This is a genomic window from Variovorax sp. GW822-FHT04E09, from assembly GCF_058800845.1.
The window spans coordinates 347,175-362,933 of the sequence record NZ_JBXAMR010000001.1; the positions used below are offsets into that span (position 1 = coordinate 347,175).

Genomic DNA, 15,759 nt, shown 5'->3' on the forward strand with positions numbered 1-15,759 from the left:
ATCGTCATGAGCAACATCCAGTTCGGCGTCATGCTGCAAGGGGCCGGCAGCCACATGAATGCCTGGAAGCACCCGGGCGGCCCGGCCGATGCCAGCGTCAACCTCGACTTCTTCATCCGCAGCGCGCAGAAGGCGGAGGCCGCGGGCATCGCCTTCGCCTTCGTGGCCGACGGGCTCTACATCAACGAGAAGTCGATTCCGCACTTCCTCAACCGCTTCGAGCCGATCTCGATCCTGTCGGCGCTGGCCGCCGTCACCTCGAAGATCGGCCTGGCGGGCACCATCTCCAGCTCATACAGCGACCCGTTCACAGTGGCGCGGCAATTCGCCTCGCTCGACCTCATCAGCGGCGGGCGCGCGGGCTGGAACGTGGTGACCACGCCGCTGGAAGGCAGCGCGAAGAACTACAGCCGCGCCCACCCCGAGCACGCGCTGCGCTACGAGATCGCCGACGAGTACCTGGCCGTGACGCAGGGCCTGTGGGACAGCTGGGACGACGACGCCTTCGTGCGCGACCGCGAGAGCGGCCGCTTCTTCGACCGCGACAAGCTGCACACGCTGGACCACAAGGGCCGCTTCTTCCAGGTGGCGGGGCCGCTGAACATCCAGCGTTCGCCGCAGGGCCAGCCGGTGATCTTCCAGGCCGGCTCGTCGGACGCGGGCATCGGCCTGGCGGGCAAGTACGCCGACGCGGTGTTCACGCATTCGCCCTCGCTCGAAGACACGCGCGCCTTCCTCAAGCAGGTGAAGGCCAGCGCCGTGGCGCAGGGGCGGCAAGCCGATGACGTGAAGATCTTCCCGGGCATCGGCCCGGTGGTGGCGGCCACGGAAGCCGAGGCCGAGGCCAAGTACCTGGCCATCCGCGCGCTGCTGACGGTCGAGGAGGCGCTGGCCTACCTGGGCCGCTTCTTCGACCACCACGACTTCAGCCAGTACCCGCTCGATGCGCCGTTCCCCGAGCTGGGCGAGATCGGCCGCAACAGCTTTCGCTCGACCACCGACCGCATCAAGGCCAATGCCAAGGCCAAGGGCCAGACGCTGCGCGAGGTGGCGCTCGAAGTCGCCACGCCGCGCACGCAGTTCGTGGGCACGGGCGAGCGCATCGCCGACGAGATCATCCGCTGGGTGGACGAGGGCGCGGCCGACGGCTTCATCCTCGGCTTCCCGGTGCTGGGGCAGGGGCTGGACGACTTCATCGAATTCGTGATTCCGGCGCTGGAGGCGCGCGGTCGCTACCAGCGCACGCTGCCCGGCCAGACCTTGCGCGACCACCTGGGCCTGCCGCGCAAGGCGAGCCGCCATGCCGCGCCGCAGGGCGGCGCCACCGCCGAGCGCAAGGCCGCCTGATGGGCGCCGCGCTGCCACGACCGGCCCTCAAGGACATCCACCGCGTCGAATCGACCATTGCCGGCTACGGCGACGAATTCATTGCGCTGCGGCGCGACATTCACCAGCACCCCGAGCTGTCGTTCAAGGAGCACCGCACCTCGGCCCTCGTGGCCGAGCGGCTCGCGGCCTGGGGCTACGAGATCACGACCGGCCTGGCCGGCACCGGCGTGGTGGGCACGCTGCGGCGCGGGCCGGGGCGCAGCCTCGGCATCCGCGCCGACATGGACGCGCTACCGATCCACGAAGCCACGGGCCTGCCGTACGCCAGCGAGAACGCGGGCGTGATGCATGCGTGCGGCCATGACGGGCACACGGCGATCCTGCTCGCGGCGGCGCGCTTCCTGGCCGAAACGGGCGCTTTTCGCGGCACGCTGCACCTGATCTTCCAGCCCGCCGAAGAACTCGGCGCGGGCGCCAAGAAGATGATCGACGAGGGCCTGTTCACGCGCTTTCCGTGCGACGCCGTGTTCGGCCTGCACAACTGGCCCGGCGTGGGGGCAGGGCACGTGGGCTGCGTCACCGGGCCCGCGATGGCGGCCATCGACCAGGCCCACATCACGGTGCGCGGCAAGGGCGGCCACGGCGCGCAGCCGCACGAGACGGTGGACCCCGTGGTCGCGAGTGCGCACCTGATCGCGGCGCTGCAGACCGTGGTGTCACGCAACGTCGATCCGCTGGACATGGGCGTGATCACGGTGGGCTCGATCCACGGCGGCGAGGCCTCCAACGTGATCCCGAACACCGTCGAGCTCAAGCTCACGGCGCGTTCGTTCAAGCCCGAGGTGCGCGCGCTGCTGGCGCAGCGCATCCCCGCGCTGGCGCGGGCACAGGCCGAGAGCTTCGGCGCGCAGGCCGAGGTGGACTACCGGCCGGGCTTTCCGCCGGTGGTCAACCACGTCGAAGAAACCGCCTTCGCGCGCGCCGTGGCGCTGGACACCTTCGGCGCGCAGCGCGTTGACCCGGCCTTCCGCCCGCGCACTGCCAGTGAGGACTTCGCCTACATGCTGCAGGCGCGCCCCGGCAGCTACGTGTTCTTCGGCAACGGCGAAAGCGCCTCGTTGCACAGCCCGCGCTACGACTTCAACGACGCGATCCTCGCGCCCGCGGCCGTGTACTGGGCCCGGTTGGCCGAGCGTTTTCTTTCCGCCGACGGCGACACCCAGGAAACCACCCCATGAGCGAACAGTTTCTCTACACCACGCCGTTGGACCCGCTGGCCCGGCCGTTGATCGAAGGGCTCACCATCGAGTACGACAGCCGCTACGGCGACGTGCTGCGCGAGCCCGGCGCGCCGCGCGAGATCGACCGCTACCCGCCCGAGGTGTTCGCGCCGCCGCACGGCAACTTCGTGCTGCTGCTGCGCGACGGCGTGGCGATCGGTGGCGGTGCCTTCATGCGCCACGACGAACGCACCGCCGAGCTCAAGCGCGTGTGGACGCACGGCGCGCTGCGCCGCCAGGGCTTGGCGAGCCGCGTGCTGGCCGAACTGGAGGCGCAGGTGCTGCGCCAGGGCTACGAGCGCATCTACCTCACGACCGGCTTTCGCCAGCCCGAGGCCGTGGGCCTGTACCGCAGCCATGGCTACACGGCGCTCTTCACGGACGACGCCGACCCCGAGACGCCGCGCAAGCTGCCGTTCGAAAAGCACCTGGCGCAGTGGGCCGCGCAAGGCCGTGCCGGTGCGGCGCTGAGCGGGGCGGTGTCGCGATGAACACGACCACTGTGCTCGACGCCGGTCCGGAGCCTCGTACCCCCACGGCACCCCTGCGCCGCAGCGACGCGGCACCGCCTGCCAAGGGCGACTACTCGCACTTTCGCATCGTCCCCGCGACCTACCCGGCGCGCACCGTCGGCACCATCTTCGCGGTGGCGGTGATCGGCCTCGTGCTGCATTCGGTGCTCACCAACCCGCGCTGGGGCTGGCCGGTGTTCGCGCAGTGGTTCTTCTCGGAGCCGGTGCTGGCCGGGCTGGGCCGCACGCTGCTGCTCACGGCGCTGGGCGCGGTGCTGGGCTTCTTCTTCGGCACGGGGCTGGCGCTGGCGCGGGTGTCGCGCTCGCCGCTGCTGGCGCGGCTGGCCTGGGTGTTCACCTGGCTCTTTCGTTCGGTGCCGGTGATCGTGCTGCTCTTGATCATCAACAACCTGGGCTACCTGTACGAGACCGTGTCGCTGGGCGTGCCGTTCACCGACCTCACGTTCTTCTCGTACCCGACCACGCAGCTCATCAGCCCCTTCGTGGCGGCGCTGCTGGGCCTCACGCTGAACCAGGCGGCCTTCGCCTCGGAGATCGTGCGCGGGGGCATCCTGTCGGTGGACCAGGGGCAGCTCGAGGCAGCAGCCGCACTGGGCCTTTCGCGCCGGCGCCAGGCTTCGCGCATCGTGCTGCCGCAGGCCATGCGCAGCATCCTGCCCACGGCTTTCAACGACATCATCGGGCTGGCCAAGGGCACCTCGAACCTCTACATCCTGGCGCTGCCCGAGCTGTTCTACACGATCCAGATCATCTACCGGCGCAACCTGGAAGTGATTCCGCTGCTCATGGTGGCGACCGTGTGGTACCTCGTGATCCTCACGGTGCTGTCGGTGGCGCAGCACTACATCGAGCGGCACTTTTCGCGCGGGGCGCTGCGCCATGCGCCGCGCTCGTGGCTGGGCGGCGTGGTGCACGGGCTGTGGGTGCGGGGCAGGGCGCCGGCCGTGGTGCCCGTGTCGGCACCGGCGCCGGCGCCCGCACAGGTGCCGCGCTGGAACGGCTCGCGCGCGCCGGGCGGCGAGGTGACGATCCACGGCGTGTCCAAGCGTTTCGGCGCGCTGCAGGTGCTCGACGACGTGACCTTCACCGCGCCGCGCGGCAGCGTCACCGTGATCCTCGGCCCCTCGGGCTCGGGCAAGTCGACGCTGCTGCGCACCATCAACCACCTGGAGCGCGTGGACGACGGCTTCATTGCCATCGATGGCGAACTCATCGGCTACCGGCGCGACGCCGACACGCTGTACGAGCTGCACGAGAAAGACATCCTCACGCGCCGCGTCGACGTGGGCATGGTGTTCCAGAACTTCAACCTGTTCCCGCACCTCACGGTGCTGGAGAACATCGTCGAGGCGCCGCAGTCGGTGCGCGGCCTGCCGCGCGCCGAGGCCGAGGCGCTGGCCACCGACCTGCTGGCGCGCGTCGGCCTGGCCGACCGCAAGGACGCCTACCCGCGCCAGCTCTCGGGCGGCCAGCAGCAGCGCGTGGCCATTGCGCGGGCGCTGGCGCTCAAGCCCAAGGTGCTGCTGTTCGACGAGCCCACCTCGGCGCTCGACCCCGAGCTGGTGGGCGAGGTGCTCGCGGTGATCGAGGAGCTCGCGAGCTCCGGCACCACGCTGGTCATCGTGACGCACGAGATCGGCTTTGCCCGCGAGGTGGCCGACACCGTGGTCTTCATGGAGCAGGGCCGCATCCTCGAGACCGGCACGCCCGAGCAGGTGTTCAACGCACCGCGGCACCCACGCACGGCCGAGTTCCTGGCCAAGGTGCTCTGAGTTTTTTCCCTTCCCCATTTTTCAAACCGACCGCTTTTCATGACCCATCGACGCCTTCTCCTGTCCGTTCTCCTGGCGGCCTTGCTGCCGATCGCCGCGACGGCCCAGACCGCCCCGGCGCCCGACCTGAGCCCCGAGCAGCCGGGCCGCCCGCGCGCGCAGAAGATCGACGAGGCCGTGCGGCTCGCGAAGGACTTCAAGTTCCAGAAGGAAGGCGTGCTCGTCGTGGGCACCACCACCGGCCGGCTGCCGTTCGCGGCCTACGCCACCGACACGAAGACGCCCGTGGGCAACGCGCCCGACATCGCGCAGCTCGTGGCCGACAGCCTGGGGCGCAAGCTGGAGCTGGTGTCCACCGCCTGGGCCGACTGGCCGCTGGGCCTGCAGTCGGGCAAGTTCGACGTGGTGGTGTCCAACGTGACCGTGACCGAGGAGCGCAAGGAGAAGTTCGACTTCTCGACCTACCGCAACGACCAGCTGGGCATCTACGTGAAGTCGGACAGCAAGCTCGGCGCCATCAAGGAGCCCAAGGACATCGCGGGCCTGAAGCTCATCGTGACGGCCAGCACGAACCAGGAGCAGATCCTGCTGCGCTGGAACAAGCAGAACCTGGCCGCCGGCCTCAAGCCCATCGAGATCCAGTACTACGACGACGATGTTGTGCAGCGCCTGGCCATCCAGTCGGGCCGCGCCGATGCGTACGTGGGCCCCAATGCCATCGCGGCCTACGAGGCGCGCGACGGCAAGACGCGACTCGCGGGCCTGGTGTCGGGCGGCTGGCCGCTCAACGCCGAGATCGCCGTCACCTCGCGCAAGGGCTCGGGCATTGCCGAGGCCGTGACGCTGGCGCTGAACACGCAGATCAAAAACGGCAACTACGGCAAGGCGCTGTCGCGCTGGAACCTGGCCTCCGAGGCCATCGAGGTGGCGCGCACCAACCCGCCCGGCCTGCCGAAGAACTGAGGGGAGGGGACCATGTCGCTCAAGAAGACACTGGGGGCGCTGGCCGCCCTCGGGCTGATGGCGTTCGCGCCGGCGCATGCCGCCGACACCTTCGACTTCAGCCCCGAGCAGAAGGGCCGCCTGCACACCGGCAAGGACGCCGAGGCCATCAACGCCATTCCACCGAGCTTCAAGTTCGTGAAGGAGGGCGTGCTCACCATCGCCATCGCGCCGTTCGCGCCGCCGATCTCCACCTACGCCACCGACGCGAAGACGGTGGTGGGCTTCGACCCCGACTTTGCCCACCTCATCGCCGAGGCGCTGGGCCTGAAGCTGGAGCTGCGGCCCGTCGCCTGGGCCGACTGGCCGCTGGGCCTGAGCTCGGGCAAGTACGACGCCGTGATCTCCAACGTGGGCGTGACCGAGCAGCGCAAGGAGAAGTTCGACTTCTCGACCTACCGGCTCGGCCTGCACGGCTTCTACGTGCGCACCGACAGCGCCATCCAGTCGATCAAGGAGCCGAAGGACGTGGCGGGCCTGAAGCTCACGACCGGCGCGGGCACCAACCAGGAGCGCATCCTGCTCGAATGGGACCGGCAGAACGTGGCCGCAGGCCTGAAGCCGGTGTCGATCCAGTACTACGACGACGATGTGACGCGCTGGCTGGCGGTGACGACGAAGCGCGTCGATGCCAACTTCAACCCCAACGCACCGCAGGCCTACGAGGCCGCGAAGAACGGGCAGCTGCGGCTGGCCGGCACCGTGAACGCGGGCTGGCCGTTGAAGTCGGACGTGGCCGTGGCCACGCGCAAGGGCAGCGGCCTGGCGGTGGCGCTCACCACCGCGGCCAACAACCTGATCCGCAACGGCACCTACGCCAAGGCGCTCGCGCGCTGGCGCCTGGCCGAAGAGGCGCTGCCGAAATCGGAGGTCAACCCACCGGGGTTGCCGAAGTTCTGACCCCGCGAGCGACACGACCATGACCATCCACCACATCGGTTTCCTCACGCCCGGCAACTACGACGAGGCCGACCCGCACGCCGGCCTCGAAGCCGCGCTGCGGCTCTTTGAATTCGGCGAGCGGCGCGGCTTCGACAGCGCCTGGGTGCGCCAGCGCCACCTGGAGCGTGCCGTGTCGTCGGCGCCGACCTTCCTGGCCGCCGCCACGCAGCGCACGCGCCGCATCGAACTCGGCGCGGCCGTGATCCAGATGGGCTACGAAAACCCGTTCCGGCTCGCCGAAGACCTGGCCACCGTCGACGTGCTCTCGCGCGGTCGCCTGCAGGTGGGCCTGAGCGCGGGCGCGCCGCCGCACGGCGCCTTGCTGGGCGGTCGCTTCCAGGACGCACCGCCGGCCACGGTCGACTTCACGCACAAGCGCGTGGCGCGGCTGCGCGCCAACCTCGAAGACGTGCTGCTGGGCGACGAAGACACGGTGGTCGAATCCGCCGGCGGGCGCGTGCGTCCGCGCGTGCAGCCCTATGCACCCGGCCTGGTCGGGCGGCTCTGGTACGGCGGCGGGTCGCTGCGCTCGGCCGAATGGGCGGGGCGCAACGGCTTTCACCTGCTGCTGGGCAACGTGCTCACAGGCGAGACCACCGACGACTTCCTCGAGGCGCAGACCGGGCTGGTCGAGCGCTACCGCGCCAGCGAAGTGCCGGGCGCGCGGCGCGGGCGCATCGCGCTGGGCCGCGTGATCGTGCCGCTCGACGGCGCCGATGCGGCCACGCGGCGGCGCTACCGCGCGTTCGCTGCGGGCCGTGTCGAACGCACGCTGTCGCCACAGGGCGAACGCCGCACGCTGTTCGCCGGCGACCTCGTGGGCAGCGCCGACGAGATCCTGGAGCGCCTGCACCGCGACCCCGTGCTGCCGCTGGTGAGCGAGCTGCGCGTGGAGCTGCCCTACAACTTCGACAGCGAGGCCTACGAGCAGATCCTGGACGACATCGCCGTGCGCATCGCGCCCGAGCTGGGCTGGCGCGTGCGCGCCGAGCTGCCACATGAAGCGCTCGCGCTCGCCTGAGCCTCAGACGCTTTGCGCATGCGCTTATCGCAAACGCTTCGTTGGTGATCGCGTGCTGCCTGCCTAGAGTTCGCTCTGATCTGTTTCAGATGTCTTCCATTCAACACAAGGAGTCCCGCATGTCGATCTTCAGCAGATGGTGGCGCGCCGCGTCCCTCGCCACGCTGACCTTCCTGGCCACCGCACCGTCGGCCTTCGCGCAGGCTTCGGCCGACGGCAGCGGCCCACTGGTCTCCACCGACTGGCTCGAGAAGAACCTGCGCAACCCGAAGCTGCGCGTGATCGAGGTCAGCGTGAACCCGGGCCTGTACGAGCGCGGCCACATTCCGGGCGCGGTGAACTTCTCGTGGCACAACGACCTCAACGACCGCGTGCGCCGCGACATCGTGAGCCAGGCGGAATTCGAGAAGCTGCTGTCGACAGCCGGCGTCGACAAGGACACCACCGTGATCCTCTACGGCGACACCAACAACTGGTTCGCCGCCTGGGGCGCCTGGGTGTTCGACCAGTACGGCGTGCAAAACGTGAAGCTGCTCGACGGCGGCCGCAAGAAGTGGGAGGCCGAGAACCGCGTGCTCGACAACCGCGCGCCCGAGCACGTCGCCACGCGCTTCAAGGTGACGCAGCCCAACCCGCAGCTGCGCGCGCGGCTGGCCGACGTGCTGGCCGTGGCCGAGGGCCGCTCCGACGCGAAGCTGGTCGACATCCGCTCGGCCGACGAGTACAGCGGCAAGATCTTCGCGCCGGCCGGCGCCGCCGAACTGGCGGTGCGCGCGGGCCACGTGCCCGGCGCGGCCAACGTGCCCTGGGGCCGTGCGGTGAACGAAGACGGCACCTTCAAGTCGGCTGCCGAGCTGAAGGCGATCTACGCGGCTGTGGGCATCGACGGCAGCAAGCCGGCCATCACCTACTGCCGCATCGGCGAGCGCTCGAGCCACACGTGGTTCGCGCTGCACAAGATCCTGGGCTACAAGAACGTGCGCAACTACGACGGTTCGTGGACCGAGTACGGCAACGCCGTCGGCGTGCCGGTCAACAACCCGGCCGGCACGGTGTGGGCGTCCAAATGAATGAGTTGAGGTGAGATGAGTTCGAGGTGAGTCGGCGTTGGAGGGACCTCGCGGCCTCTCTGATGAGCGACATTGGGCGAGCCCTCGGGCTCGCTTTTTTTTGGACCCAAGAAAGAGGGACCGAGGCATGTCCGCTTCGTCAATCCATGCGGCGCCCGCGCCGCTTTCGCGCACGGGCCTGGCCGCTGCGGTCGTCGTGCTGTTGCTGATCGCAGCCGGCGTGCACCTGCTCGGCGAGCGCAGCGGCGGCCGCGCGCTGGCCTTCGCGCTCGGGCTGGGCGCGGTGCTCGGTGTGGTGCTGCAGCGCTCGCGCTTCTGCTTCTACTGCCATGCGCGCGACTACTTCGAAGGCGGCGACGCGCGCGGCCTGCTGGCCATCGTGGCCGCGCTGGCGGTCGGCACCGTGGGCATGCACGTCGTCATGACCGGCTGGCTGCCCGTGCCGCAGGCGGGGCGGCTGCCGCCCGATGCGCACATCGGGCCGGTCAGCGGCGCGCTCGTGCTTGCAGGGCTGGCCTTCGGCGCAGGCATGGTGGTGTCGGGCTCGTGCATCAGCGCGCACTGGTACCGGCTGGGCGAAGGCTCGCCGACCGCACCCTTTGCACTGCTCGGTGCTGGCGCGGGATTCCTGTTGGGGTTCACCAGCTGGAACTGGCTCTACAGCGCCACCATCGCCACCGCGCCCGTGGTGTGGCTGCCGCATCACCTGGGCTATGCGGGCTCGGCCGCGCTGCAGCTGGTGGTGCTTGCGGCGCTCGCGGCCTGGCTCTGGCGGAAGCTGCCGGCGGGCGAAGCTGCGTCGACTACGCCGCGCAGCTTCATCGGCGCCGCGCGCCGCCTGCTGCACGGGCGTTGGCCGTATGCGTGGGGCGGCCTCGCAGTCGGCGCGATCGCTGTGATCGTGGTGCTGCGGCTGCGTCCGCTGGGTGTGACTGCCGCGCTGGGCAGCGTCGCGCGCGACCTCGGCAACGCGCACAGCCTGCTGCCGCAGCGGCTGGACGGGCTCGACGGTTTCGGTGGCTGCGTCACGGCGGTGGTCGAAAGCCTCTGGCAGACGCCCAACGCGCTGCTGGTTGGCGGTCTCGTGGCCGGTGCGCTGGCTGCGGCGCTCGCGAGCGGGCAGTTCAGGCCCGCGTGGCCAAGCGTGGGGCAGATGGTGCGTGGCCTTGGCGGTGGCGTGCTGCTGGGGTGGGGCGCGATGACCGGGCTGGGCTGCACGGTCGGCAACCTGCTGTCGGGCACGATGGCCGGCGCGCTGTCGGGCTGGGTGTTCGGTGCGAGCGTGCTGCTGGCGGTGTGGGGTGGGTTGCGATTGAAGCGGCTGGCGGCGAGGGCGTAGCGCCCGGTTCATCGCTACGCCGCAGACACCGCATTTCCATATGCGGAGTCCTTCTTTCGAGACAGCGCAGGGCAGGGCACAGTCCCTCACGCACAGGCACAGGACAACGCCGCCCCACGCGGTCGTCCGCCCGTCTTCTCTTCCAAAGAACACCCGAGGGATTCCATGCTCCGACCACTCCTGACCGCGGCCCTGCTGGCCGCCGGCCTGCTGCAGGCGCCTGTTGCCGCCGCCGAAACCGTGCGCTGGGCGCGCAGTGCCGACCCCGCCACGCTCGACCCGCACGCGGTCAACACCGGCACCAACTTCGGGCTGCTGCACCAGATCTACGAACCGCTGATCCTGCGCGGCGCCGACAGCAAGCTGCAGCCCGCGCTCGCCACCTCGTGGAAGGCCACGGCCGACCCGACGGTGTGGGAGTTCAAGCTGCGCCCCGGCGTCAAGTTCCATGACGGCGCGCTGCTCACGGCCGACGACGTGGTGTTCTCGCTGCAGCGCGCACAGGCGCCGAGCTCGGCGCTCAAGTCGCTGCTGTCGTCGGTGGCCGAGGTGAAGAAGGTCGATCCGCTCACGGTGCATGTGCGCACCAAGGGCCCGAACCTGATCTTCCCGAACAACCTCACGAACCTCTTCATCCTGAACGAAGCCTGGGCCAAGGCGAACAAGGCCGAGCAGTCGCAGGACGTGGCCAGCAAGACCGAGAACTTCGCCACCCGCAACGAGAACGGCACCGGTCCCTACGTGCTGGCCTCGCGCGAGGTCGATGCGCGCACGGTGCTCAAGCAGTTTCCGCAGTACTGGGGCCGCGGCCAGTTTCCGCTGGATGTGACCGAGCTGGTCTACGTGCCGATCAAGTCGCCCGCCACGCGCGTGGCCGCGCTGCTGTCGGGCGAGGTCGATTTTGTTCAGGACCTGCCCGCGCAGGACGTGGGCCGCCTGAAGGCCGACAAGCGCCTGCGCGTGACCGAAGGGCCCGAGAATCGCTCGATCTTCCTGGGCCTGAACGTGGGCGCAAAGGAGCTCAAGTACGCCGACGTGAAGGGCAGGAACCCGCTGGCCGACCCGAAGGTGCGCGAGGCCATCGGCCTGGCCATCGACCGCGACGCGATCAAGACGGCGGTGATGCGCGGCCTGTCGAACCCCTCGGGCATCATCGCGCCGCCGTTCGTGCACGGTTACGAGAAGGGCTTCGCGGCCTACCCGAAGGCCAACGCGGCGCAGGCGAAGAAACTGCTGGCCGAGGCCGGCTACCCGAACGGCTTTGCGATCACGCTGCACACGCCGAACGACCGCTACGTGAACGACGAGGCCATCAGCACGGCGGTGTCGGGCTTCCTCGGGCGCATCGGCATCAAGACCACGGTGGCGGCGCGCCCGATCGCGCTGCACAGCACCGCCATCAACTCGGCCGACACCGACTTCTACTTGTTCGGCTGGGGCGTGCCGACCTACGACTCGGCCTACATCTTCGATTACCTGGTGCACACGCGCGGCAAGGACGGCCGCGGCCCGACCAACGCCACCGGCTACAGCAACGCCGAGGTCGACGCACAGATCGCGTCGCTGGCCGCCGAGAGCGACAAGGCCAAGCGCGACGCCACCATCAAAAGCATCTGGCAGACGGTGCAGAAGGAGCGCATCTACATCGCGCTGCACGACCAGGTGCTCAACTTCGCCTCGACCCCGAAGCTGGACATTCCGGTCAGCCCCGACGGCAGTGTGTTCTTCAAGAATGTGAAGGTGGCGAAGCCCTGAGCGAACATACGCACGCAAGCAAACCATGTGGGTTCATCTCTTGCGCCGGCTCGGCCAGTCCGTGCTGGTGCTGCTGGCGGTGTCGTTCGTGTCCTTCCTGGTGTTCCGCCACATCGGCGACCCGACCATCAGCCTGCTCGGCGAAGACGCCACGCTGGAAGAGCGCGCCGCGCTGACGGCCGAGCTGGGTTTCGACCGCCCGGTGCCGGTGCAGTACCTGCGCTATGTCGGCCATGCGCTGCAGGGCGACCTGGGCGTGTCGTACCGGCTCAAGCGGCCGGTGGTCGAGCTCATCGCCGAGCGGCTGCCGGCCACGCTGGAACTGGCGCTGGTGGCGGCCGTGCTGGCGGTGGCGGGCGGCGTGGCGCTGGGCGTGTACACCGCGATCCGGCGCGACAGCGTGGCCAGCCGCGCGGTCATGGCGGTGTCGCTGGTCGGCGTGTCGCTGCCCACCTTCCTGATCGGCATCGGGCTCATCTACCTGTTCGCGGTCGAGCTGCGCTGGCTGCCGTCGTTCGGACGCGGCGACACGGTGCAGCTGGGTGGCTGGAGCACCGGACTGCTCACGGCCTCGGGCTGGGCCTCGCTGCTGATGCCCGCGCTGACGCTGGGCCTGTACAAGCTGACGCTGATCATGCGGCTGGTGCGCGCCGAGATGCTTGAGGTGCTGCGCGCCGACTACATCCGCTTCGGCCGCGCGCGCGGGCTGCGCGAGCGCGACCTGAACTACGGCCATGCGCTGCGCAACACGCTGATCCCGGTCATCACCATCACGGGGCTGCAGATCGGCTCGCTGGTGGCCTTTGCCATCGTCACCGAGACGGTGTTCCAGTGGCCAGGCGTGGGCCTGCTGTTCATCACCTCGATCCAGGGGGTGGACGTGCCGGTGGTGGCGGCCTACCTGCTGCTGATCGCGCTGCTGTACGTTGCGATCAATTTCATCGTCGACCTGCTGTACGTGCTGGTCGATCCGCGCCTGCGACGCGCCTGACTCCTTTCTTGCTTTTCCGAATGACGTTTCCTTCCCCGACCGGCGCCCCCGCGCCGCGCCGCTGGCGCAACGCCGAGTCGCCCGTGCTGCGCGCCTTCGCACGCTCGCGCACCGTGCAGCTGGCCGCCTTCGTGCTGCTGCTGGTCGCGCTGGCCTCGCTGTTCGCACCGTGGATCGCACGGCAAGACCCGTTCGACCCGGCCGTGCTCGACCTGATCGATGCCTTCACGCCGCCGGGGCAGCAGGGCGCCTCGGGCGCGTTCTACCCATTGGGCGCAGACGACCAGGGGCGCGACGTGTTCTCGGCCATCCTCTACGGGCTGCGCATGTCGCTGCTGGTGGGCGTGAGCGCGGTCGGGTTGTCGCTGGTCATCGGCGTGCCACTCGGGCTGGCGGCCGGCTATGCGGGCGGCTGGTTCGACACGCTGGTGATGCGCGTGGCCGACGTGCAGCTGACCTTTCCGGTGCTGCTGGTGGCGCTCTTGATCTTCGGCATTGCGCGCGGCCTGCTGCCCGAGGGCTACCGCGACGACATGGCGGTGTACGTGATCGTGGCGGCCATCGGGCTGTCGGAATGGGTGCAGTACGCGCGCACGGTGCGCGGTGCCGTGATGCTCGAGAAGCACAAGGACTACGTGGCCGCCGCGCAGATCATCGGCCGCTCGCGCACCGGCATATTGGTGCGGCACATCCTGCCGAACCTGCTGGCGCCGGTGCTGGTGATTGCCACCATCAGCTTCGCGCTGGCCATCGTGGCGGAATCGACGCTGTCGTACCTGGGCGTGGGGCTGCCGCCCACGCAACCGTCGCTGGGCACGCTGATCCGCATCGGGCAGGGCTTCCTGTTCTCGGGCGAGTGGTGGATCCTGCTGTTTCCCGCGCTGGTGCTGCTGGCGCTGGCGCTGTCGGTCAACCTAGCGGGCGACTGGCTGCGCGACGCCTTGAACCCGAGGCTGCAATGAGCGCGCGCGACCCCTCGCCATCGCCCCGCGGCGAAACGCCCGTGCTGCGCGTGCGCGGGCTGGACCTGGCCTTCGACACGCACCGGGGCACGGTGCAGGTGCTGGGCGGCGTCTCGTTCGAGATCGCGCCGGGCGAAATCCTGGGCGTGGTCGGCGAGTCGGGCGCGGGCAAGTCGATGGTCGGCGCGGCCGTCATCGGGCTGGTGCCGCCGCCGGGGCGCATCGCGGGCGGCACGGTCGAGCTGCATGGCGAGCGCATCGACACGCTGCGCGGCGAGGACATGCGCCGCGTGCGCGGGCGCCGCATCGGCAGCGTGTTCCAGGACCCGCTGACCAGCCTGAACCCGGTCTACCCGATCGGCCGGCACCTCATCGAAACCATCCGCACGCACCTGCCCGTGAGCGAGCCCGAGGCGCGCCGGCGCGCGCTGGCGCTGCTGGCCGACGTGGAGATTCCCGACCCCGAAAGCCGCATCGACCAGTACCCGCACCAGTTCTCGGGCGGCATGCGCCAGCGCGTGGCGATTGCGCTCGCGCTGTGCGCCGAGCCGCAGCTGCTGATTGCCGACGAGCCCACCACCGCGCTCGACGTGTCGGTGCAGGCGCAGGTGATCCGCGTGTTCCGGCGCGTCTGCCGCGAGCGCGGCACGGCCGCGATGCTCATCACGCACGACATGGGCGTGATCGCCGAGGCGGCCGACCGCGTGATGGTGATGTACCAGGGCCGCGTGCTCGAGACCGGCCCGGTGCGCCAGGTGCTCGACCGCCCGCGCGAGCCGTACACGCGCGCACTGATGGCCGCGATTCCTTCGGTGCACGACAGGCTGCATCGGCTGCCGGTGCCGGAGATCGGCGCGGACATCGCCGTGGCCGCCGCGCTGCCGCCCGCGCAGGCTGAGACCGTGGCGGCGCCAGCATTGGCCGACAGCCCGCCGCTGATCCGCGTGCAGGGCCTGTCGCGCGAATTCGATCTCTCGGCCGGCTGGCTCGTGCGCACATTCGCGCGCCAGCCGAAGAAGGTGCTGCACGCGGTCGACGGCGTGAGCTTCGACATCGCGCGCGGTCGCACCTTCGGGCTGGTCGGCGAGTCGGGCTCGGGTAAGTCGACCGTGGCGCGCATGATCGCCGGCCTCACGCGGCCCACGGCCGGCACGGTGCATTTCGACGGCATCGACCGCTGGGGCGACGCCGCGCAGACGGCCGCGCTGCGCCGGCGCTTCCAGATGATCTTTCAGGACCCGCATGCCAGCCTCAACCCGCGCTGGCGCGTGGATCGGCTCATCGCCGAGCCGGTCGAGGTGCTGGGCCTGGCCGCCAGCGCCGACGAAACCGCCGAGCGCGTGGCCCAGGCGCTGCGCCGCGTGCGCATGTCGCCCGACGACGGACGGCGCTACCCGCACCAGTTCTCGGGCGGCCAGCGCCAGCGCATCGCCATCGCGCGGGCCCTGGCCAGCCAGCCCGAGTTCATCGTCTGCGACGAACCGACCTCGTCGCTCGACGTCTCGGTGCAGGCCCAGGTGCTGAACCTCATGCGCGACCTGCAGGACGAGTTCGGCCTGACCTACCTGCTGATCAGCCACAACCTCGCGGTGATCCGCCACATGTGCGACGACGTAGGTGTGATGCAGCGCGGGCGGCTGGTGGAGCAGGGCAGTGCCGCCGAGGTGCTCGATGCGCCGAAGCATGCGTACACGAAGGCGTTGATGGCGGCGGTGCCGGACATGCGGCACGCACCGGCCGCGGCCGTGCTCACCACGGCATGA

The 15,759-nt window shown here is 69.9% G+C and carries 13 protein-coding genes; all 13 read left to right on the forward strand.

What is annotated here, in order from left to right; genetic code table 11:
- The first annotated feature begins 6 nt into the window (after positions 1-6).
- The 13 genes from AC1RL8_RS01695 to AC1RL8_RS01755 all read left to right on the forward strand — a co-directional run bounded on the left by AC1RL8_RS01695 (position 7) and on the right by AC1RL8_RS01755 (position 15,759).
- Entirely contained in the window at positions 7-1,347 is a 1,341-nt protein-coding gene (locus tag AC1RL8_RS01695; RefSeq protein WP_492685624.1) for an LLM class flavin-dependent oxidoreductase, read from the forward strand.
- A complete protein-coding gene (locus tag AC1RL8_RS01700) occupies positions 1,347-2,567 on the forward strand; it encodes a M20 aminoacylase family protein (RefSeq protein ID WP_492685625.1) in 1,221 nt (406 codons plus the stop codon). The genes AC1RL8_RS01695 and AC1RL8_RS01700 overlap by 1 nt, the downstream gene beginning before the upstream one ends.
- Positions 2,564-3,100 (forward strand): GNAT family N-acetyltransferase, encoded by a 537-nt coding sequence (locus tag AC1RL8_RS01705; protein ID WP_492685626.1) that lies wholly within the window; start codon positions 2,564-2,566, stop codon positions 3,098-3,100. Before AC1RL8_RS01700 ends, AC1RL8_RS01705 begins: the two co-directional genes overlap by 4 nt.
- Positions 3,097-4,914: an amino acid ABC transporter permease/ATP-binding protein gene (locus AC1RL8_RS01710; RefSeq protein WP_492685627.1), complete on the forward strand. Its 1,818-nt coding sequence runs from the start codon at positions 3,097-3,099 to the stop codon at positions 4,912-4,914. The genes AC1RL8_RS01705 and AC1RL8_RS01710 overlap by 4 nt, the downstream gene beginning before the upstream one ends.
- A 39-nt stretch (positions 4,915-4,953) precedes the next feature.
- Complete coding sequence (locus tag AC1RL8_RS01715) at positions 4,954-5,877, forward strand: ABC transporter substrate-binding protein (protein WP_492685628.1); 924 nt, start codon at positions 4,954-4,956, stop codon at positions 5,875-5,877.
- Positions 5,878-5,889: 12 nt separating this feature from the next.
- Positions 5,890-6,816 (forward strand): ABC transporter substrate-binding protein, encoded by a 927-nt coding sequence (locus AC1RL8_RS01720; protein WP_492685629.1) that lies wholly within the window; start codon positions 5,890-5,892, stop codon positions 6,814-6,816.
- Positions 6,817-6,835: 19 nt separating this feature from the next.
- Entirely contained in the window at positions 6,836-7,879 is a 1,044-nt protein-coding gene (locus AC1RL8_RS01725; RefSeq protein ID WP_492685630.1) for an LLM class flavin-dependent oxidoreductase, read from the forward strand.
- Positions 7,880-7,998: 119 nt separating this feature from the next.
- On the forward strand, positions 7,999-8,949 hold the full coding sequence (locus AC1RL8_RS01730; protein WP_095947672.1) for a sulfurtransferase: 951 nt from the start codon (positions 7,999-8,001) through the stop codon (positions 8,947-8,949).
- A 127-nt stretch (positions 8,950-9,076) separates the two neighbouring features.
- Entirely contained in the window at positions 9,077-10,288 is a 1,212-nt protein-coding gene (locus AC1RL8_RS01735; protein WP_492685631.1) for a YeeE/YedE family protein, read from the forward strand.
- Positions 10,289-10,453: 165 nt separating this feature from the next.
- The gene (locus AC1RL8_RS01740) at positions 10,454-12,043 is read left to right on the forward strand and encodes an ABC transporter substrate-binding protein (protein ID WP_492685632.1); all 1,590 of its coding nucleotides are present in this window, start codon (positions 10,454-10,456) and stop codon (positions 12,041-12,043) included.
- A 25-nt stretch (positions 12,044-12,068) separates the two neighbouring features.
- A complete protein-coding gene (locus AC1RL8_RS01745) occupies positions 12,069-13,034 on the forward strand; it encodes an ABC transporter permease (RefSeq protein WP_070060589.1) in 966 nt (321 codons plus the stop codon).
- A 20-nt stretch (positions 13,035-13,054) separates the two neighbouring features.
- Positions 13,055-13,996 (forward strand): ABC transporter permease, encoded by a 942-nt coding sequence (locus AC1RL8_RS01750; protein ID WP_492685633.1) that lies wholly within the window; start codon positions 13,055-13,057, stop codon positions 13,994-13,996.
- Positions 13,993-15,759 carry a dipeptide ABC transporter ATP-binding protein gene (locus tag AC1RL8_RS01755; protein ID WP_492685634.1) on the forward strand — a complete coding sequence of 589 codons (1,767 nt, stop codon included), beginning with the start codon at positions 13,993-13,995 and terminating at the stop codon, positions 15,757-15,759. Before AC1RL8_RS01750 ends, AC1RL8_RS01755 begins: the two co-directional genes overlap by 4 nt.

What these genes read in the sequence shown, in the direction of transcription:
- AC1RL8_RS01695 (WP_492685624.1), top strand. Translation starts at nt 7, where the DNA reads ATGAGCAACATCCAGTTCGGCGTCATGCTGCAAGGGGCCGGCAGCCAC.
- AC1RL8_RS01700 (WP_492685625.1), top strand. Translation starts at nt 1,347, where the DNA reads ATGGGCGCCGCGCTGCCACGACCGGCCCTCAAGGACATCCACCGCGTC.
- AC1RL8_RS01705 (WP_492685626.1), top strand. Translation starts at nt 2,564, where the DNA reads ATGAGCGAACAGTTTCTCTACACCACGCCGTTGGACCCGCTGGCCCGG.
- AC1RL8_RS01710 (WP_492685627.1), top strand. Translation starts at nt 3,097, where the DNA reads ATGAACACGACCACTGTGCTCGACGCCGGTCCGGAGCCTCGTACCCCC.
- AC1RL8_RS01715 (WP_492685628.1), top strand. Translation starts at nt 4,954, where the DNA reads ATGACCCATCGACGCCTTCTCCTGTCCGTTCTCCTGGCGGCCTTGCTG.
- AC1RL8_RS01720 (WP_492685629.1), top strand. Translation starts at nt 5,890, where the DNA reads ATGTCGCTCAAGAAGACACTGGGGGCGCTGGCCGCCCTCGGGCTGATG.
- AC1RL8_RS01725 (WP_492685630.1), top strand. Translation starts at nt 6,836, where the DNA reads ATGACCATCCACCACATCGGTTTCCTCACGCCCGGCAACTACGACGAG.
- AC1RL8_RS01730 (WP_095947672.1), top strand. Translation starts at nt 7,999, where the DNA reads ATGTCGATCTTCAGCAGATGGTGGCGCGCCGCGTCCCTCGCCACGCTG.
- AC1RL8_RS01735 (WP_492685631.1), top strand. Translation starts at nt 9,077, where the DNA reads ATGTCCGCTTCGTCAATCCATGCGGCGCCCGCGCCGCTTTCGCGCACG.
- AC1RL8_RS01740 (WP_492685632.1), top strand. Translation starts at nt 10,454, where the DNA reads ATGCTCCGACCACTCCTGACCGCGGCCCTGCTGGCCGCCGGCCTGCTG.
- AC1RL8_RS01745 (WP_070060589.1), top strand. Translation starts at nt 12,069, where the DNA reads ATGTGGGTTCATCTCTTGCGCCGGCTCGGCCAGTCCGTGCTGGTGCTG.
- AC1RL8_RS01750 (WP_492685633.1), top strand. Translation starts at nt 13,055, where the DNA reads ATGACGTTTCCTTCCCCGACCGGCGCCCCCGCGCCGCGCCGCTGGCGC.
- AC1RL8_RS01755 (WP_492685634.1), top strand. Translation starts at nt 13,993, where the DNA reads ATGAGCGCGCGCGACCCCTCGCCATCGCCCCGCGGCGAAACGCCCGTG.